General features: G+C 40.9%; 20 protein-coding genes. 9 read left to right on the top strand and 11 right to left on the bottom strand.

Going from position 1 to position 19212, the window contains the following annotated elements; genetic code table 11:
- The first annotated feature begins 3 nt into the window (after nucleotides 1-3).
- Together EZ437_RS15350 and EZ437_RS15355 are read left to right on the top strand one after the other, a co-directional pair.
- Nucleotides 4-1251 (top strand): glutamate-5-semialdehyde dehydrogenase, encoded by a 1248-nt coding sequence (locus tag EZ437_RS15350; RefSeq protein WP_131596947.1) that lies wholly within the window; start codon nucleotides 4-6, stop codon nucleotides 1249-1251.
- Nucleotides 1248-2264, top strand: a complete 1017-nt coding sequence (locus EZ437_RS15355) for a LacI family DNA-binding transcriptional regulator (RefSeq protein ID WP_131596948.1) — start codon at nucleotides 1248-1250, stop codon at nucleotides 2262-2264. The genes EZ437_RS15350 and EZ437_RS15355 overlap by 4 nt, the downstream gene beginning before the upstream one ends.
- Nucleotides 2265-2272: 8 nt before the next feature.
- On the opposite strand, the gene EZ437_RS15360 is transcribed toward EZ437_RS15355, so the two are convergent.
- The gene (locus tag EZ437_RS15360) at nucleotides 2273-4006 is read right to left on the bottom strand and encodes a phospho-sugar mutase (protein ID WP_131596949.1); all 1734 of its coding nucleotides are present in this window, start codon (nucleotides 4004-4006) and stop codon (nucleotides 2273-2275) included.
- A gap of 126 nt (nucleotides 4007-4132) precedes the next feature.
- Here EZ437_RS15360 and EZ437_RS15365 point away from each other — a divergent pair, with 126 nt between their 5' ends.
- Together EZ437_RS15365 and lysA are read left to right on the top strand one after the other, a co-directional pair.
- Nucleotides 4133-5446, top strand: coding sequence for an aspartate kinase (locus EZ437_RS15365; RefSeq protein ID WP_131596950.1), 1314 nt, complete (start codon nucleotides 4133-4135; stop codon nucleotides 5444-5446).
- Between the two features lie 189 nt (nucleotides 5447-5635).
- Complete coding sequence (gene lysA / locus EZ437_RS15370; protein ID WP_131596951.1) at nucleotides 5636-6790, top strand: diaminopimelate decarboxylase; 1155 nt, start codon at nucleotides 5636-5638, stop codon at nucleotides 6788-6790.
- A 6-nt stretch (nucleotides 6791-6796) separates the two neighbouring features.
- Here lysA and EZ437_RS15375 read toward each other — a convergent pair whose 3' ends face one another.
- The 3 genes from EZ437_RS15375 to EZ437_RS15385 are packed head-to-tail and all read right to left on the bottom strand — an operon-like array spanning nucleotide 6797 to nucleotide 9262.
- Complete coding sequence (locus EZ437_RS15375) at nucleotides 6797-7624, bottom strand: hypothetical protein (RefSeq protein WP_131596952.1); 828 nt, start codon at nucleotides 7622-7624, stop codon at nucleotides 6797-6799.
- 28 nt (nucleotides 7625-7652) lie between these two features.
- Entirely contained in the window at nucleotides 7653-8033 is a 381-nt protein-coding gene (locus EZ437_RS15380; RefSeq protein WP_131596953.1) for an SRPBCC domain-containing protein, read from the bottom strand.
- Between the two features lie 38 nt (nucleotides 8034-8071).
- Nucleotides 8072-9262 carry an acyl-CoA dehydrogenase family protein gene (locus tag EZ437_RS15385; protein WP_131596954.1) on the bottom strand — a complete coding sequence of 397 codons (1191 nt, stop codon included), beginning with the start codon at nucleotides 9260-9262 and terminating at the stop codon, nucleotides 8072-8074.
- Between the two features lie 95 nt (nucleotides 9263-9357).
- On the opposite strand from EZ437_RS15385, the gene EZ437_RS15390 reads away from it, so the two are divergent.
- The gene (locus tag EZ437_RS15390) at nucleotides 9358-9744 is read left to right on the top strand and encodes a dihydroneopterin aldolase (protein WP_131596955.1); all 387 of its coding nucleotides are present in this window, start codon (nucleotides 9358-9360) and stop codon (nucleotides 9742-9744) included.
- A 20-nt stretch (nucleotides 9745-9764) separates the two neighbouring features.
- Entirely contained in the window at nucleotides 9765-11162 is a 1398-nt protein-coding gene (locus tag EZ437_RS15395; protein ID WP_131596956.1) for an FAD-binding oxidoreductase, read from the top strand.
- Here EZ437_RS15395 and EZ437_RS15400 read toward each other — a convergent pair.
- Nucleotides 11159-11650, bottom strand: coding sequence for an acyl-CoA thioesterase (locus EZ437_RS15400; protein WP_131596957.1), 492 nt, complete (start codon nucleotides 11648-11650; stop codon nucleotides 11159-11161). The two genes, EZ437_RS15395 and EZ437_RS15400, sit on opposite strands and share 4 nt — an antisense overlap.
- Nucleotides 11651-11727: 77 nt before the next feature.
- Between EZ437_RS15400 and EZ437_RS15405 the strand changes: the two genes are divergently transcribed.
- Entirely contained in the window at nucleotides 11728-12159 is a 432-nt protein-coding gene (locus EZ437_RS15405) for an Hsp20/alpha crystallin family protein (protein ID WP_131596958.1), read from the top strand.
- Between the two features lie 45 nt (nucleotides 12160-12204).
- On the opposite strand, the gene EZ437_RS15410 is transcribed toward EZ437_RS15405, so the two are convergent.
- From EZ437_RS15410 to EZ437_RS15435, 6 genes are all read right to left on the bottom strand, one after another.
- Nucleotides 12205-13296, bottom strand: a complete 1092-nt coding sequence (locus EZ437_RS15410; RefSeq protein WP_131596959.1) for a histidine kinase — start codon at nucleotides 13294-13296, stop codon at nucleotides 12205-12207.
- Nucleotides 13297-13299: 3 nt separating this feature from the next.
- Nucleotides 13300-14217, bottom strand: coding sequence for a sensor histidine kinase (locus tag EZ437_RS15415; RefSeq protein ID WP_165500437.1), 918 nt, complete (start codon nucleotides 14215-14217; stop codon nucleotides 13300-13302).
- A 236-nt stretch (nucleotides 14218-14453) separates the two neighbouring features.
- Complete coding sequence (locus EZ437_RS15420; protein WP_131596961.1) at nucleotides 14454-15389, bottom strand: sulfite exporter TauE/SafE family protein; 936 nt, start codon at nucleotides 15387-15389, stop codon at nucleotides 14454-14456.
- A 79-nt stretch (nucleotides 15390-15468) separates the two neighbouring features.
- Nucleotides 15469-16830 carry an MATE family efflux transporter gene (locus tag EZ437_RS15425; RefSeq protein ID WP_131596962.1) on the bottom strand — a complete coding sequence of 454 codons (1362 nt, stop codon included), beginning with the start codon at nucleotides 16828-16830 and terminating at the stop codon, nucleotides 15469-15471.
- A gap of 62 nt (nucleotides 16831-16892) precedes the next feature.
- Nucleotides 16893-17516, bottom strand: coding sequence for an AlbA family DNA-binding domain-containing protein (locus EZ437_RS15430; RefSeq protein WP_131596963.1), 624 nt, complete (start codon nucleotides 17514-17516; stop codon nucleotides 16893-16895).
- A gap of 19 nt (nucleotides 17517-17535) precedes the next feature.
- Nucleotides 17536-18021: a DUF4442 domain-containing protein gene (locus EZ437_RS15435; protein ID WP_131596964.1), complete on the bottom strand. Its 486-nt coding sequence runs from the start codon at nucleotides 18019-18021 to the stop codon at nucleotides 17536-17538.
- 281 nt (nucleotides 18022-18302) lie between these two features.
- Here EZ437_RS15435 and EZ437_RS15440 point away from each other — a divergent pair, with 281 nt between their 5' ends.
- Entirely contained in the window at nucleotides 18303-18782 is a 480-nt protein-coding gene (locus tag EZ437_RS15440; RefSeq protein WP_394343173.1) for a fasciclin domain-containing protein, read from the top strand.
- A gap of 174 nt (nucleotides 18783-18956) precedes the next feature.
- Complete coding sequence (locus EZ437_RS15445) at nucleotides 18957-19157, top strand: coproporphyrinogen III oxidase (RefSeq protein WP_131596966.1); 201 nt, start codon at nucleotides 18957-18959, stop codon at nucleotides 19155-19157.
- Nucleotides 19158-19212 lie beyond the last annotated feature (55 nt).

Genomic DNA, 19212 nt, shown 5'->3' on the forward strand with positions numbered 1-19212 from the left:
CTAATGGAATTGATCCAAAATCAGCTTATCAATGCAAAGAAGGCCAAAGAGTCTATATTGAAGCTTAGTGATGGCGACAAACAAAGCGTTATACGCAGGCTTGCTGACTTAATAATAGAACAAAAGGACAACATCTTATCTGAAAATCTTAAGGATCTGGAAAGGATGTCGCCCAGCGACCCCAAGAAAGACCGCCTGCTGCTGACCGCAGCGCGTATAACTGATCTTTCAAAAAGTTTGAATGATGTGGCCGCTTTGCCGGACCCTACCAATATACTTATTTCAGAAACTACTATAGACAACGGGCTGTACATCCGAAAGATAACGGTGGCTTTGGGAGTGGTGGGCGTGATTTATGAATCGAGGCCTAATGTGACACTCGATGTGGCCGCACTGTGCATAAGATCTGGCAATGTTTGTCTGCTGAGGGGTGGTCAGGATGCGTGCCATACCAACCAGTACATTGTATCGCTGATCCAGCAGGTGCTGGCATCATTTGATCTGGATGTCAACATTGTACAGCAGTGGCCTGGCGATAGGAAATATATGCTTGACTTTTTGCAGGCCGAGAAATACATAGATGTGATCATTCCGCGCGGTTCATCAGAGCTGATCGCATATGTACGCAAGCATGCGCTGGTCCCGGTGATCGAGACAGGTGCGGGAGTTTGTCATACTTATATAGAGAAATCTGCCGACCTGAATATGGCTGCTGAGGTAGTGGTGAATGCCAAAGTATCCCGTCCTTCAGTATGTAATTCACTGGATACCATACTGGTAGATAGTGAGATAGCTCAGGAATTTATAGAGCAGGTTTCACCATTAATGGCCAACTATAAAGTAGAGATATTTGCCGACCAGGCATCAGCGGCAATGCTGGAAAAAGTTAATTATCCTTTTTTAAGCCATGCAACCGAGGAAGATTATGGTAGAGAATTTCTGGATTTTAAATGTTCATTGAAGATAGTAAACAATACTACAGAGGCACTGGACCATATTTCTGAATTTTCATCTAAGCACTCTGAAGCGATCATCACCAGGGATGCGGCGGCGAGCGAAAGATTTTTGAGCCAGGTGGATGCTGCTGTAGTTTATTTAAATGCTTCGACCAGGTTTACCGACGGGCAGGTATTTGGTTTGGGCGCGGAGATAGGCATCTCGACCCAAAAGCTTCACGCAAGAGGGCCTTTTGCATTAGAAAAATTGGTAACAGAAAAATGGATAGTAAGAGGTGAGGGCCAAGTAAGATGAAACCAGCGTCTATAAAAGACATAGCCAGCAAGGCTAATGTATCGATCACAACAGTATCGTTCATACTTAATGGCAAGGCTGAAAAAATGAGGATCAGCAAGGCAGTGATTGAAAAAGTTCAGGCCATTATAAAGGAATTGGGATTTACACCCAACCAGGTGGCCAGAAGTTTGCGCACTGGTAATACGAAGACCATAGGTCTGATTGTAGAGGATATTTCCAACCCGTTCTTTGCCAGTATAGCGCGGAAGATAGAAGATAAAGCCTATAAGAAAGGCTATAAGATCAGCTATTCAAGTACTGAAAATGATCCGGTTAAGGCCAAAGACCTGATAGAGATGTTTAAGTCCAGACAGGTAGATGCGTACATTATCGCACCTGTACCCGGCATTGAAAATGATATTAAGCGATTGCTGGCAGATAAAATACCGGTAGTGATATTTGACAGAAACCTGCCGGACCTTGAAGTCAATTTTGTGGTGGTAGACAATTTTAACGGTACTTATATCGCCACCAAACACCTGTTGGACAGCGGAAAAAAGAACATTGCTTTTGTTACCGTAGACCTTCATGTAGACCAGATGAACAACCGTCTTTTTGGTTACGAGAAGGCACTACAGGACTATAATATACAGGTCAGAAAAGACCTGTATACAGCGGTGAAATTTGACAGTTCAGATTCCAATACGAATGCCCAGCTGATGACGCTGTTTGAAAACAATCCCGAGATTGATGCGGTGTTGTTCTCTACCAACTACCTAGCAATTAAGGGCCTCGGTGTTCTGAAGCAACTTAAAAAGGAGATAAACAAAGACCTTAGTGTCATAGCCTATGATGACCATGATGTATTCAGGTTGCATTCACCTCCTATAAGTGTTGTCGATCAGCCAATTGAAGAAATAGCAGAGCGTATTATCGACATAGTGCTACTTGAGCTGGCTTCGGTCAACAAGGCGGTAAAAAACAGGGAGGTAAGCAAGGTAATCCTGCAGCCTACGTTTATTGAAAGATGATTTAGAGGTTATACCTCTAAATCATTCATTACTTTATTAATCTTATCTTTCAATGTTGCATTGGTATCATTGAAAGCTGATTTATCAGCCAGCGGTGTATTTACGCTACAATAAAACTTAATTTTCGGTTCGGTGCCTGAAGGGCGTGCCGATACAATACTTCCATCTTCGGTGATGAACTGCAATACATCAGAAACAGGTAATTCAAGCTTTTTCTTCTCTCCTGAATTGAGATCAGTTTCTACACCAAGCTCATAGTCTTTCAACAAGCTTACTTTAGAACCGCCCAGCGTAAGAGGTGGATTGTTTCTGAATTTTTCCATCATTGCCTTGATCTCTTCGGCTCCTGTTTTGCCTTTCTTTGTGATAGAAACCAGCTCTTCTTTGTACAGACCATATTGCACATACATATCCAGCATTGCATTGTAAAGACTGCTTCCTTTATCTTTGTAGAAGGCAGTCATCTCCGCAATAAATGCGCAGGATACCACTGCATCCTTATCGCGAACGAGCTCTCCGATCAGGTAGCCATAGCTTTCCTCTCCGCCACCTATGAAGGTCTGTTTGCCCTGTAGGCTAGTCATCAACTGGCCAATCCATTTAAAGCCTGTAAGGGTGTTGTAGCAGGTAACATTTTTTGCGGCTGCAATGGCATAGATTAAATTAGTAGTTACAATAGTCTTTACAATATACTGGTCACCAGTTAGTTTTCCTTTTTCTTCCCAGGCACTCAACAGGTAATTGATCAATAAACTGCCAGTTTGGTTTCCATTGAGGAGTACAAATTCCCCTTCGTTGTTTTTAACAGCAATACCCACTCTGTCTGCATCAGGATCTGTAGCCAGAACAAGGTCTGCGTCAATTTCCTGTGCTTTTTTAAGCGCCAGTGTGAGTGCTTCTTTTTCCTCAGGGTTTGGATAAACAACAGTAGGAAAATTTCCGTCTGGTGTACTTTGTTCCTCCACAAGCGTCACGTTAGTAAATCCGAATTGCGCCAATGCTTTTGGAACCAGGGTAATCCCTGTACCATGAATAGGAGAGAATACGATCTTAAGGTCTTTCTGACGGGCAATTGCTTCAGGAGATACCGATAATTCGGTTATCTTATCCAGGTACAGCTGGTCTATTTCCTCACCAATCAGTTCTACATTTGCCGCTATTCGGTCAAACTTTACCTCATCAATGCTTTTGATAGCGGCAACTTCGTCCATTACCATGGTATCATCAGGAGCGGTAAACTGACCGCCATCTGTACCATAGGCCTTATAACCGTTATATTCTTTAGGATTATGAGATGCTGTAAGCATCACACCACTGCGGCAGCCCAGTTCACGGATTGCAAAAGACAGCTCAGGGGTTGGTCTCAAAGCTTTAAAAAAGTAAACATGGATGCCATTGGCAGAAAACACATCTGCCGTAATGCCTGCAAAATAATCAGAATTGTTCCTGCTGTCGTGCGCTATGGCTACTTTGATCTGCTCGCCCGGGTATTTCTTTATCAGATAGTTACTTAGGCCCTGAGTAGCTGTACCAATGGTATACTTGTTGATCCTGTTAGAACCTGCACCCATGATACCCCTGAGTCCGCCGGTACCAAACTCCAGACTTCTGTAAAAAGAGTCAGTTAACTCAGTATAGGCTTCTTTATCCAGAAGTTGCTGTATTTCATCTTTAGTTTTCTGGTCATAATTTCCATTAAGCCATTCATTTACGGTGTTCAGGGTGGAGGGTTCTAATTGCATAGTATGTGATCTGTATTTTAATGTTGTATATAGAGAAACAAATTAAATATTGTGAAGTTTTGTTGGGTAATTTTATTTAATTTCACGGCCTAATATAAGTATATAAGCAAACAATTTAAAAAAGACATGAAAATATTAAAGTTTGGAGGAACTTCTGTAGGAAGCCCTGAGCGGATGAAAAAATTGCTGGATATTATAGATCCCGCAGATCAACAAATTGTAGTGTTATCGGCAGTGTCCGGTACAACAAATAGTTTAGTAGAAATTTCAGCCAAACTTTTAAAGGAAGATAAACCGGCCGCGTTAACTTTGATTAACGCATTACATCAAAAATACAATGAGTTTGTAATTGAGCTTTTGCCGGAAGGCGACTTTCGTGAGCAGGGGCAGGAAGTGGTAGACTATCATTTTGCTTTTCTTGAGACACTAGTAAATGACCTTTTTACTCCTGTAGAGGAAAAGGTAGTGCTGGCGCAGGGAGAATTGCTGTCGACCACTTTATACCATATCTACCTGAAGTCTATAGGTGTGCCTTCTGTATTATTGGCTGCCCTTGATTTTATGAAGATTGACGAAGACAATGAGCCTGATGTACCTTTTACTACTGCTCATTTACAGCCGGTGCTGGATCAGCATAAAGACAATAAACTGTTTATTACGCAGGGATTTATCTGCAGAAATAGCTTTGGTGAGGTAGACAACCTGAGACGTGGGGGTAGTGACTATACTGCTTCATTGCTCGGTGCTGCTATACTGGCAGAGGAAGTTCAGATCTGGACAGATATAGACGGGATGCATAACAATGACCCCAGGATAGTAAAAGGCACTAAGCCAATTGCCCAGCTGTCTTTTGATGAGGCGGCCGAACTGGCCTATTTTGGCGCAAAGATCTTACATCCACAGTCGGTATTTCCAGCTCAGAAATATAAGATCCCGGTGAGGTTGCTGAATACGATGGAACCAAAAGCTGCCGGTACCGTTATCTCCAGCGAAAGTGAAAAAGGAAAGATCAAGTCTATCGCTGCCAAGGACGGCATTACCGCGATCAAGATACAGTCGAGCAGAATGCTGTTGGCATATGGTTTCCTGAGAAGGGTATTTGAGATTTTTGAGCGGTATAAGACACCGATTGATATGATCACGACCTCAGAGGTAGCTGTTTCGGTTACGGTGGATGTTACAGATAATCTGGATAAGATCATTGAAGAGCTTCATGCCTTTGGAACCGTAGAGGTGGATACTGACCAATCAATAGTATGTGTGGTAGGAGATTTTAGTGCTGAAAAACATGGCTATGCTGCACGTGTATTGGATGCCATCAAGCACATTCCTATCCGTATGATCTCTTATGGAGGCAGCAATTATAATATTTCTTTGCTGATCAACACGGGGGATAAGACAGAGGCACTTAAAAGTTTACACAACCGATTGTTTGAATAAGAAGCAGTTTAGAATTTCCTTCTTAGCCATAAAAGAATAATAACTATGATAAAAAAGAGTATGAAGAAGATCCTTATCCTTCGGTCGTACTCTTTTTTATCAATCCTGCCCTTTTTGTGATCAACATAATTACCAAAATGGATCAGGCTCAAAATAACAACAAGGACTACAACAAGATATTTAAACATTATGTTTTCTGATAAAGATATTTCTCACTTCGCTAATTTAGAAACGCCCTTCTATTATTACGACCTTGCCTTATTACAAAGTACACTGAGTAATTGTGCAGATGCTGCTAAGTTATATAATTTTCATGTGCACTACGCTATGAAAGCCAATTTCAATTCAAGGGTATTAGAGAAGATCAGGGCGATCGGTTTTGGTGCCGACTGTGTAAGCGGGGGTGAAGTAAGCAAGGCTATTGAATTGGGTTTTGATAAAGCCCAGGTAGTTTTTGCGGGGGTAGGGAAGTCTGACAAGGAAATAAATGATGCTTTGGACCAGGACATTTTCTGTTTCAATGTTGAATCTATCCAGGAACTGGAAGTGATCAATGAATTGGCTGCCGCTAAAGGTAAAAAAGCCAGGGTCGCCATTCGTATCAATCCAAATGTGGATGCGCACACGCATCATAACATCACTACTGGTCTGGACGAAAACAAATTTGGCATCAATTCATGGGATTTGCCACTCTGTGCAGAGACACTAAAGAAAAGTGATCAGCTGGAGTTCATCGGTATCCATTTCCATATTGGTTCACAGATCACAAACCTTGATGTATACAAAAACCTTTGTGTACGTGTAAATGAATTCGCAGAATGGTTTGAAGAGCGTGGCTTTACAGTCAAAGTATTGAATGTAGGTGGAGGATTGGGGATAGATTACCATCATCCTGATGGACAGATCCCTGATTTTCCTGCGTATTTTAAGATATTCAATGAGTTTCTGAATGTAAGGCCCAATCAGGAAGTACATTTCGAACTGGGAAGGGCGCTGGTAGGTCAGTCGGCATCTTTGGTAAGCAAAGTATTGTACGTGAAAAACGGCAAAAAGAAAAACTTCATCGTGCTGGATGCCGGGATGACGGAATTAATGAGGCCTGCACTTTACCAGGCTTATCACAAGATTGAAAATATCTCCAAACCTGCTGTCGCGGATGTGGTTAAATATGACGTGGTAGGGCCGATCTGCGAAAGCACTGATTGTTTTGGTAAAGAGGTAGAGCTGCCTGAAACTTTCAGAAATGACCTGATCGCTTTAAGAAGTGCGGGAGCCTATGGAGAAGTGATGGCATCACATTATAATCTGAGAAACGAGATCAGGGGAGTTTATTCTGAAGACTAAATAGGGTTAAAGTACATACCCCATCGTAATCTTTGTGCCAACTTTATTGTTGACACCCAATTCAAAGTTCATAGAGAACTTCTTGTATTGATGAAAATAATTGATAGTAATTGCCTGATCAAGAATTTCTGTGTCTAGTTCAAAAAGACTTTTGTCGGCAGATTCTAGAAAGCTATCCTTAAGTCCATATGTGTACCCTACAAAATACCTAAAAGCGTGTTTTGTTTCAGGATCATTTTTATTACTCCATATGATTTCAGTGGATAATCCGGTAGTCCAGACATTTATCAAATCTGACACTCCATTTTTATAGTACTGAGCTGCATTGCGATAAATTTCTTTTCTGAATTTTGCATAGTTACCCAGTTCTTTGCTAAATGAATTCTCCCAGTTAATGATCCGAAAATCAGTATTTCCTTTTTGAGAGGTAAAATGATAGCCAATGGATGTTTTCAATCCTACACCTCCGGTAGACATTTTGAATGAAGGCACTAATTGTTTATTGCTAGGTATTGAATCGTAAGACAATTCATCATAAGATGCGGATCCATAATACCCCATCAGACCGTAAGCAAAGTTAATTGATTTATAGGTATGGGCACGGTTTATATTGATCATTCCTGCTGAATATCTTACAGATTTTCCAGGTGACATTGACAATGCAATGCCTCCTGAAGCATATGTCAGGGAACGAGTAGAATCAATAACCATTGGTTTAGGCTGGTAACTCATATTAGTTCCTAAAGCAGCAGGAAGAAGATAACTTTTACAGGAACTCTGAAATAGTGTAACAACAAGTAGTAAAGGTAAAATGGAGCGCGTATAATTTTTCATTCAATATTTAGCTTAATTTCAAGATACATTATTCATCAAAAAAGTCGGCAAGACCACCCAAATAATATTCGTTTATTCCCGCTGTAAACTCTTCATAATCTGTTTCCGGGATATTGGTCTGTACAAATTCAACTGATGTGCCTTTTTTATCCTCATGGAGCTTTATAGTGACGATTGAGGGTTCATTCTCTTCCCCGAAATACCATTGCTGCACTATTTTCTTACCATATTCAAACTCCAGGTTCTTTCCAGAGATGTCACCGTCCCAAAAGGAAAATTCAGTACCTGGCTCTTCAGTAAATTCCACTTCTGCACCGGTCCATAACTTGATGCTCTGTTCTTTCGTCATTGCCAGGTATACTTCTTCAGGAGGAGCAGGGATGTAGGTGTATTTTTTATATGTTTTCATGATTATTATCTTTTTTTTCAGTGAATAAACTTCCCCTGTTATTTAAAAGCATTGATACCGGTCACATCCATACCTGTTATCAACAGGTGTATATCATGAGTTCCTTCATAAGTAACCACAGATTCGAGGTTCATCATGTGCCTCATAATAGAATACTCGCCGGTAATCCCCATACCACCAAGCATCTGTCTTGCATTTCTTGCGATGTCTAAAGCAATCTCCACGCTGTTTCTCTTAGCCATAGATATCTGTTCTGATGTTGCCCTGTTTTCGCTTTTGAGTACACCAAGCCTCCACACTAGCAACTGACCTTTGGTGATTTCTGTGATCATCTCGGCAAGTTTCTTTTGCTGTAACTGAAAGCCGCCTATTGGCTTGCCAAACTGAACACGCTCTTTTGAGTACCTCAATGCAGTATCATAACAGTCCATCGCCGCACCCAATGCACCCCAGGCTATGCCATATCGCGCCTGGTTAAGGCAGCCTAATGGTCCTTTTAATCCGGAGATCTCTGGAAACACATTTTCTGTAGGAACCGCTACATTGTCAAAGACCAGTTCACCGGTAGCCGAAGCCCTTAAGCTCCATTTGCCGTGTGTTTCTGGTGTGGTAAACCCTTTCATGCCCCGCTCTACTACCATTCCCCTTATTTTTCCGGCCTCATCTTTGGCCCATACTACTGCGATATCGGCAAACGGGGCATTGGAGATCCACATTTTTGCCCCATTCAGTATATAGTGACTGCCATTGTCTTTGATATTGGTAACCATGCCGCCAGGATTAGAGCCATGATCAGGCTCGGTCAATCCAAAGCATCCCATCAATTCACCGGTAGCAAGTTTAGGCAGGTATTTTTTGCGCTGTTCCTCACTGCCATAGGCAAAAATAGGATACATAACCAATGAGCCCTGCACAGAGGCAGTTGATCTGATCCCTGAGTCACCACGCTCAATTTCCTGCATAATGATCCCATAAGCTGTATAATCAAGCCCTGCTCCGCCATATTCAACAGGAATAGTGGGGCCAAAAGCACCAATTTCTCCAAGCCCTTTTATTAGATGCTTTGGAAACTCTGCCCGCTGTGCAAAATCTTCAATCACCGGACTTACCTCTTTTTTCACCCAGTCGCGGGTAGAAGAACGGATCAATTTGTGTTCTTCAGAAAGCAAATCGTCTATTAAATAATAATCAGGAGCTTCGTAGAGGTCTTTTTTGGCAGATTTATTCATTGTTTACACTATATTTGGTTAGCAAAACGGTAATTGTGTCCAAAGTTACTAAATTCAGAGTAGGGCGCGCTAATACCAACCAAAATATAATACAGATGAGCCTTGTCCATAATACTATTCAAACCGTAGCCCTCCGTGATGTAAAGTGCTATGCCTATCATGGTTATTATCCTGAAGAGCAATTGACAGGTATATATTTTAGTGTAGATGTGACTGTAACTTTTGAATCCGATGACGATACAGAGAACCTTCAGCGTACGGTAAACTACGAAATACTCAACAACATTATTCTTGAAGAAATGAAGCATGCGCGCAAAATGCTGGAAACTGTAGTAAAAAGTATCCTGGATAAAGTGCTGTCCACCTATCCCTTTTTGTTAAGCATAGAAGTAGGAATTAAAAAACTAAATCCACCTATGCCGGGCCAGATTGGTCATTCTTTTGTACAACTTTCTTACCAGACACCAAATAACCAGGCATAAAAACCAATACCAAACTAAAAATGGAGTACACAAAAATTACCGAAGACCTTTTAAGTCAAATAAAAGCGGCTGTAGGGCCGGCAAATGTTTTTACTGATAAGGAATCTCTTGATAATTATTCGCACGATGAAACAGAAGACCTCAGGTACTATCCTGAAGTAGTAGTAAAACCCACTGATCCTGAAGGTATTGCTGCATTACTAAAAATATGTAATCAACATCATATTCCCGTTACTCCACGTGGGGGTGGTACCGGACTTAGCGGAGCTGCCCTGCCAATTTATGGTGGTGTATTGCTGTCTATGGAAAAGTTTAAAGACATTATCGATATCGATACTGAAAATCTGCAGGCTACGGTAGAGCCAGGTGTAATCACCGAAGCGTTTATCAATGCAGTAGGAGAAAAGGGCTTGTTGTATCCGGTCGACCCATCCAGCAAAGGTTCCTGCTTCATAGGCGGCAACGTAGCCCATGGATCTGGCGGACCAAGGGTGGTTAAATATGGTACTATTCGGGAATATATACTGAATCTGGAGGTGGTATTGCCAACCGGTGAAATCATCTGGACAGGGGCGAATACCTTGAAGTATGCATCCGGATATAACCTCACCCAAATGATGATAGGATCTGAAGGAACGCTGGCTGTAGTTACCAAAATAGTTACCAAGCTTATCCCTAAATCCAGTCATAGTGTGTTGATGCTGGGGTCTTTTCCTGAAAACGAAAAAGCCTGCGCTGCAGTTTCTGCAATATTCAGAGCCGGTATTACACCGAGTGCCCTGGAGTTTATGGAGCGAAAAGGAGTGGAGTGGGTCATAAAATTTGACGACATCAAATTTGACCTTAAAGATGATGCAAATGCGTTTCTGTTAATAGAATTTGATGGTGATGATCTCGATACGATATTCAAAGACTGTGAAAAGGTAAATATGGTACTGGAAGAATTTGATTGCTCGGATGTGCTGTTTGCCGATTCTGCGCAGCAAAAAGAGGATCTATGGCGTATGAGGCGTACCATGGCAGAATCTGTAAAGTCAAACTCTGTATATAAAGAGGAAGATACGGTGGTACCAAGGGCTGCATTGCCGAAACTCATCAATGGGATTAAAGAAATCGGCTCCCGCTATGGTTTTGAAAGCGTATGCTATGGGCATGCAGGCGACGGCAACCTTCACATTAACATCATAAAAGCCGGCATGAGCGATGAAGACTGGAAAAACAAACTTAAAGCAGGCATCACTGAAGTCTTTGAGCTAACGACTGCATTGGGAGGTACGATTTCCGGGGAACATGGAATAGGTTTGGTTCAAAAGGAATTTATGCCTGTTAAGTACAGCGAAATACACCTGGACCTTATGCGTGGCATTAAAAAAGTGTTTGATCCAAATGGAATTCTGAATCCCGGAAAAATATTTTAGTTATTGTCCAACTGTTCAAACACAACCATTTTGGTTCTTTCGTCCTGAGGTATGGAAGTTGAAACATTATTTATGTAGTCAAAGGCAACACAAACAGTTTTGCATTTGCTGCAAATTATCTCGTCTCCATTTTTAATTTTTACAATCAGGTATTCAAGATCAAAACTACTCTTGCCAATCCTGGAAGTACGGACATAGATACTAATTTTATCCTCCGGTAAAATAGGAGCAATATAGTCAACACAGGCTTTAGCGATAATCACACCATTCTTTTTCCAGTCCCAATTTACCGCCTGCGCCCAGTATTTCGTGCGGGCTATTTCCATGTAAGTAAAATAAACCGCATTGTTTACATGGCCCAGCATATCAAAATCTGCAAAACGCGTTTCAACGGTAGTTTTATACTTGAAACTGTCTAAAAGGCTAGCGTAATCTGACTTTTTGTCTTCTATTTTTACTTTACTACGCCATAATGTCTTAAATATCATGATATTTCGTGTTGGTATGAGAGTTGAATAGGTGGTTAGTATAAAATAAACATTAAAAAATAAAGGAGAACATAACCATGACACTCGTAAAATTTAACAACAGAACCAGGAACACAGCACCTTACTTTAACAACGTATTTGACTCTTTGTTTAGCGAAGCGATAAATAAAAACTTAACGGTCAACAAAGTACCGGGTGTAAACATCCTGGAGACAGAAGCTGATTATAAGATTGAGCTTGCTGCGCCAGGGTTAACTAAAGAAGATTTTCAGATCAATTTAAAGAAAGATACGCTTTCTGTATGGGCGGAGAAAAAAGCAGGCGAAACCGATGAGAAAAAAGATTACACCAGAAAAGAGTTTGACTATTTCTCTTTCGCCAGATCGTTTGTACTGCCGGATAGCGTAGATGCAGAGCACATCAGTGCTGAATATGTGAACGGGATTTTGAACATCACGATTGGGAAAGATGTAGCTAAAGCACAGGAAAAAGAAATTAAAGTTTCATAGTTAGAGTTTGGTTTAAGAGGTAGGGGTATATCGAAAGGTATGCCCTTATTTTTTTTCAATAGTTTCCGGGTCTTCCGTTATCGGAAGCGAGAGTGTGATCAGGCATCTTTCATCTTCGCAGTTTTCATAATGAAACTTGATGCTGCTTCCGCATAGATTTTTATAGTTATCCCCATATTCCTCCAGATCGGAAATAAGTGTTTCATCAGCCTTTTTGCCATAGCTCATCTCTAAGAAAAGTGCTGTTTCTTCTATCAAGATGATTATTTGAAGGTCTACCAATGCGTATGCCGGCAATTTACAAAACAGTTCTACGATGTTAATCAAAGCCAAAGGGGCCAGGTACTTATTTTCTGCATCGCCTTGTATGCTTAGTTTTACCTCCAGATTGTTATTGGTCTTGTTTAGCGCGATAAAATGAACAAAGCTGCACAGCGCCTCAAGTTCCACGGCCACAGGTGTTTGCTTTTGCTTTCCTCTATAAAGCCTATACCTTAGCAGGTCTGAAAAGGTAAGGATGGCCTCGGGCGTGGCGGGATCATCTATCGTTGATGCCTGTTTCAATTGCCCTAAGGAACGCATCATGAAATCGGGACTGATATTCGTTTTTAGCAGATCCAGCTTTACCTGGATTATTTCCTTTTTCTCTTTCTCCAGTTCCACGAAAGTATCATTCTCTTCGTTCTTTTCCATAAAGAAAAGCATCATCGAAAACAAGAGAAAATTTATCAGATAGCCTCCCAAATTGTGTATATACTGATCCCAAAATAACATTTTTGGCTGGTCATATCCATTCCCATATGTAAGGTGAACAAATGTATTGTGGTAAATAACATCCAGGGCCGTGAGCAATAGATAACTCCCTACTACCAATGTCCAGAACAAAAAATTCTTATTCCTTTTGAAATAGTATGGGATCAAAAACAGACAGTATATATAATAAAAGGTAGCTATCAGTAAATTGTCCAGTACAAAGTGGTTCCATATAACAGAAGGTGTTATAGGAACACCAACGCTCAGAAATGTACCAAAGATCAATACCCATAGCCAATACCCAACATGGGCTACCCAGCGATACTTGGTGAAATATACCCATCGGTTCTTTTTATTGATCTCTAACTGTACAAAAACACTCATCGTTTAAAAATTAATAAAAAGGTCTACCTCAAACCGGTCCTTTGCATTGGTTAGTTTCAGTGTATGTCGCCTGGGATACAATATCTCCAGTCTGCGTTTTACATTTTTCAGGCCTATACCGCCTTTGTATTCAATAATGGCTTGTCCTACGGCCTCAAATGGTTTACTGTTTTGCAGCTTAAAATGCATAGAATTTGCCTTGATCACAATATCCATGGCTATCCATGACTTCCCAAAACTAGATTTTGTACCATGCTTGAAAGCATTCTCGAGAAAATTGACAAGCAATAAAGGAGCAATCATATGGTGTTGCGGATCTCCGGTAATGCGCACATCTATACTGCACCGGTCTTCTTTGTGTCTCAGCTTTTCGAGCGAGATATAACTTTCGGTAAACTTAAATTCGTTTGCCAGCGGCACCAGATCCGCTTTACATTCGTATAGCATATAGTGCAACAGCGATTCAAGTCGCTCAATGATCACTTTTGTTTGTTCGGATTTCTTTAAGCTCAGCGCATAGATATTGTTCAGCGTATTGAACAGAAAATGGGGGTTGATCTGCGTTTTAAGAAAACTACTTTCTAATGCTATTTTCTGTGTTTTATAATGTTCCAGTTGCTTTATTTCTTTTTGCTGATCATAGATATCCACAAAATAGTAGAAGGCAAGAAAAGTAGAGAACAATAAAATAAAGCTCGAAATATTGGAAAGTGCAAGGGTGCCAAACTCAAAGTTTGTCTTTGTTGCTGATGCCGGTAAATCTATGATCACCAGTTTTATCAGTGATATTTGTAACAGGAAGGTAAGCAGTAAAAGTCCGGCCAGTGAGGTCCAGTATAGGTATTTTTTACCTATCCGGTGATAGGGCATCACCACAAACTGAAAGGTATAGCACATACCAATCATAATCGCAACTTTCATGGAAAATACGCTATAAGATATACTAGTTGGAATTTTTGGGTTCTTAAAATAACCCAAACTGTTCATCTGATAATAGAAAGTATATATTAAAACCATCCAAAACAGCAGGTGCAATACCCATCTGTATTGTTTAAGCGAAATTTGGTATGGCGATGAGAGATTTGTCATTCATGTCAGGCAGTACAAATCTATTATTAATTCTCAAATTAATAAATATATCGGGGTTTTTTAACAGATTACAATAGCTTATCTATCGACATCCAGATAATCCTTATACTGGAGATGATCACGATGACCGCAACACCTATAAACATTTTTTTGATTGGCAGTTTACCTACCAGACGTGCGGCTATAGGAGCAGCCAATACACCACCCGCAATTAGCCCAATGATAGATTGCCAGTGGCTAACGCCCAGAATAAAGAAGAAGGTAATGGCACTAGCCATGGTCACAAAAAACTCTGTCAGGCTGACAGAGCCTATCACATACTTTGGTGTACGTCCTTTAGAAATCAGGGTAGAGGTTACCAAAGGCCCCCAGCCACCGCCACCAAAGGAATCTAAAAAGCCTCCGGCACCAGCCAACCAGCCTGCATGCTTTACTTTTTGTGGCTTGGCTTTTTCCTTAAAAGCATTTAAAAGTATCCTGATACCGAGTAGAAGCGTATATATGGAAATCACCGGTCTGATCCATGTTGAAAACGCGTCACCAGCATATCCCAGCAAAATAGCTCCGGCTATGGCTCCGAGTACACCAGGGATTAACAGCGTTTTGAACAGTTTCATATTTACATTACCAAACCGATAGTGGCTAAAACCAGATGCACCGCTGGAGAACATTTCGGCTGTATGGATACTCCCGGATATTACGGCCGGATTTAATCCTCCGGACAGCAATAGGGTAGTGGAGACCACACCATAGCCCATGCCCAACGCTCCGTCTACCATCTGGGCCAAAAAGCCAACAACCAGCATCCATAAGAACTTCTCGTCCATCTGGGTATACATTTCCTTACCAAAGACAACAACAGATTCAAAAGTTAAATGTGAATAGATTGCGTAGCCAATAAACAACGCAGCCAGGATGATCAGGCATATATATGCAACCTTTTTCCATTTCTTTTCCTGAGTTCTATTAATTTTTACGCTTACCTGATTTTCCTGGATACTCATTATTTTGTCGCCATATATTAAGTCTATCGAAATAGTCGACAATATTAGCGTAACTTTCTGAATAAACCAAAATTTCTTATTAAATTCTATTCATTAAAAAGCGTGTTCTCTTCTGGAACCTGATGAAAAGCAGGACTGAAGCTGTTAGTAAGCCGAAGGTAAGTCCATACCAGATACCATAAACACCCAGTCCCAGCGTGATGCCAAGTAAATATCCCAGCGGGATGCCGATAATCCAATAGGCTACGAAAGTGATCAGAGTGGGGATATTTACATCCCCGACACCCCTCAAGATGCCAAGTCCTACAACCTGTGTGCCGTCAAATAATTGAAAGAACCCGGCAATGATCAGTAATTGGGCAGCAATGCTGATCACGGCCTGATCTTCCGTATATAGGTAAGGAAGGATATTATGTGCGCAAATAAACAAAAGGGCTGTCACAATCATGAACATCAAAACGATATGGTAGCTAGCTATTGCCGAATGTCTAAGGTCGGTGAAATTCCTCATCCCTATGTTATTTCCGGTCTTTATAGTAGCGGCTGAAGCAATACCACTAGACATCATGTAGGTCACAGCAGCGAGGTTTATGGCTACCTGATGAGCCGCCTGTTCTACAGCACCAATTGTGCCGATCAATATAGCCGCGCCACTAAATGCACTGATTTCGAAAGAGTATTGTAGGGCTACCGGCGCGCCGATCCTGAGGATTTTAACGGTCCGCACCTTATCTATAAACAGCAGCTTTAACTTCGTGATGTAGACTTTAAACAGCTTACTCTTTAATACATAAACAGCCATTACCACAGCCATCAGACTTCTGTCTATCAGGGTACTTAAGCCCACACCCTTTACACCCATCGGGCTGATGCCAAACATCCCTTTAACGAAGATGATCCCCAGGATAATATTGAGCAGGTTGCCCCATATGGAAACGTACATAGCCTGTTTAGTAAAACCCAATCCTTCGGTAAACTGCTTGAAAGTCTGAAATATCATCAGAGGAATGATGGAAATGCCCAGATAGGTGAGGTATGGTTTGGCATAAGCCACCACTTCCTCTGACTGCCCAATATGGTCTATAACCAGCAGGGTACCAATCTGCACAAAACCGTACAAAAGTAAGGAGGCAAAAAAGTTAATTATGAGGCTGTTGGACAATAATCTGCCACATTCCTCATAGTTTTTACGGCCATTTTCCTGCGCAATGAGTGGCGTTAATCCATAAGAGATGCCCAGTCCAAGAACCATAATCAGCATGAAAATACTGTTGACCAATGACACGGCAGCAAGTTGCATAGTGCCGGCAAAATGGCCCACTATAACGCTATCTGCCAGCAACACCAGTGTATGGCCCAGCTGGGATACTACAATGGGCATTGCCAATAGCAGGTTGTCTTTATAATATGCTTTATATTTATTGTATACAGTACTCAACATTCCGGCAAAATTCGGGTATTTTGTGATGAGTTATGTTATATAATCATCACATTATTGTCCAACTAGGCGGTGACGTAGTATTCCTCTTTTTCTGAAGTGACAGGTTTGATCACACCACTTAAAATGAGGTTTACAATAATTTTCTGCGCCTGTCTGTAAGAGCTTCTGGTTAGTTTACTAAACTGTTTGAGTGTAATTCTGCCTTCGAGCTGCAGGTATTCAAATAGTTTTTTCTCTTGGTCTGTATAAGTGATCAATGTGCCTGTCATCTCTGCACTCCTTTTTATCACATCTACGATGATCTTACTTGCCAGAATGCTTTTATCATTTACCCGGTAATACGCCCACCATTTCTTATGTTCATCAAGTGCATAATGCGGCTTGGTATCACTTGCAGCAATTTTGACAATCAATACCAGCTTATCGTCCACATATATTTCTTCAAATTCCGGTTCAATAGCCGGTTTACAAAACTGATGGGCAGATTTGGTAATCATGTAGCGCTCTTCGTCTTCCGATTTTACCCCCTTAATGCTACCATCATCCGCTACGCCGATCAGTAGCTGCCCACCTTTATTATTTGCAAATGCCACCAGGCTTTTTGCAATCTTTTCATTACTGGTAATCGTTTTTTTGAAATCCAGTGTAGTTCCTTCGCCCTGTAAAATGAGTTTTCTGATATTCATTCTGATTTTCTTAAGCCAATTAATAAGCTATACGTGGTTGTTCTCCCTGGTGTAAATTCCTGATATACACCTCGTTCATTACCGTGGCACAAACCTCTCCTGATGGATCGGTAATTTCCATGGGGTAGGCCTTTACGAATTTCCCGGAGGTATTGAGTGCGGTAATGGCGTCATTTAGCATCTCATCGGTAATGACTATGGTAAAATAAAGCGTGCTGCGCCCGGGTTTTAAGTATTGAATAGAAGCGCTTTTGAGCCAAACGCGTACTTTAAATCCCTGCCGCTGAAGCAGCTGATCGAACAAAATTGCATAAAAAGGATCTGTAGCAGCATAAATAGTGCCTCCGAAAATAGAACCATTATAGTTTTTATTGAACAGGCTCTTGTTAATCTTTACATCAACACCTCTAAATCCTTTATGGAATTTTTTGATCCATATGCGCTGAAATAACAGGGGAGGATAAAAACACAAGCCCCATTTAAGGGTATTTTCTGAGACGACCATGATGCTTAAATATCAGAATTTTATTGAATTTATGCATTAGCATTAAATATTTTTTTAGTATTTAATGTATTTGTTATTAAAATGCTTCAACAAAAATCCGATTGATCTTATTTCTCGTTTATGAGTTTAACAAAGCAAAATCTAAAACAACAAAACATTAAATTATGAAAAAGCAATTTTTAAGTTTAGCATCAGCAGCAGTATTGGTAGCTTTTATGTCGGCCTGCGGTTCATCTGACAAATCTGGCTCAATGGGTGACAGTACGGTGGTTGATACCAGCATGGTAATGGCTGATACGAGCACAGTAGCTGAAGAAGGTGTAATGGTTGGGGGTGCCTTGATGGTTCCTTCTAAAAACATCGTGGAAAATGCAATGGGATCAAGTGAACACACTACACTGGTAGCTGCAGTTAAAGCCGCTGGTTTGGCAGAGACCCTGAGCGGAACCGGACCATTTACAGTATTTGCGCCTACAAATGCCGCTTTTGATAAACTACCTGCCGGGACGGTAGATAATTTACTAAAACCAGAAATGAAAAATGACCTGACTAAAGTATTGACATACCATGTTGTTTCAGGAAGCTACAAATCAACAGATTTGAAAGACGGAATGGAATTGACCACTGTACAGGGAGGTAAGATCAAACTAGCACAAAAAGACGGCGCATGGTGGGTAAATGGTGCTAAAATCACTACAGCTGATGTAATTTCAAGCAATGGGGCAACTTATGTTATTGACAGCGTACTGATGCCCAAGTAAATATCTGTTAAAATTAATTAATTTTTTCTAAAAAGACCTTTCTGATAAAACAGAAGGGTCTTTTTAGTTTTATTACTACGTTAAGTTTGGCCTGGTAATATCAAGTTTTCAAAAATTGAAAAAACTATTATCATGTTCTGTTGTTCAACAAATTAGATAATTAAATCCATCCTTATGAAAAAATTAATTTTAAGTCTTGCTTTTGCAGGCGCGATAATGGTAGCCACAACAGCATGCAATTCGACGAAAAACGCTTCAGATTCTACTGATAGCGTAGGAACTGATACCACTATGGTACCGGTAGATACTACAGTTGCGGATACTACGGTGCTACCTGTAGATACCACTGTCGTACCACCCGACACCATTCAGTAAGCTAATTTAGATGTGCCCTGTTGAATAACAAGGCACATCTGTTTTTCAGTCTTTA

Origin of the sequence: Pedobacter psychroterrae, from assembly GCF_004331695.1 — a bacterium.
In the GTDB taxonomy this organism is placed as follows: domain Bacteria; phylum Bacteroidota; class Bacteroidia; order Sphingobacteriales; family Sphingobacteriaceae; genus Pedobacter; species Pedobacter psychroterrae.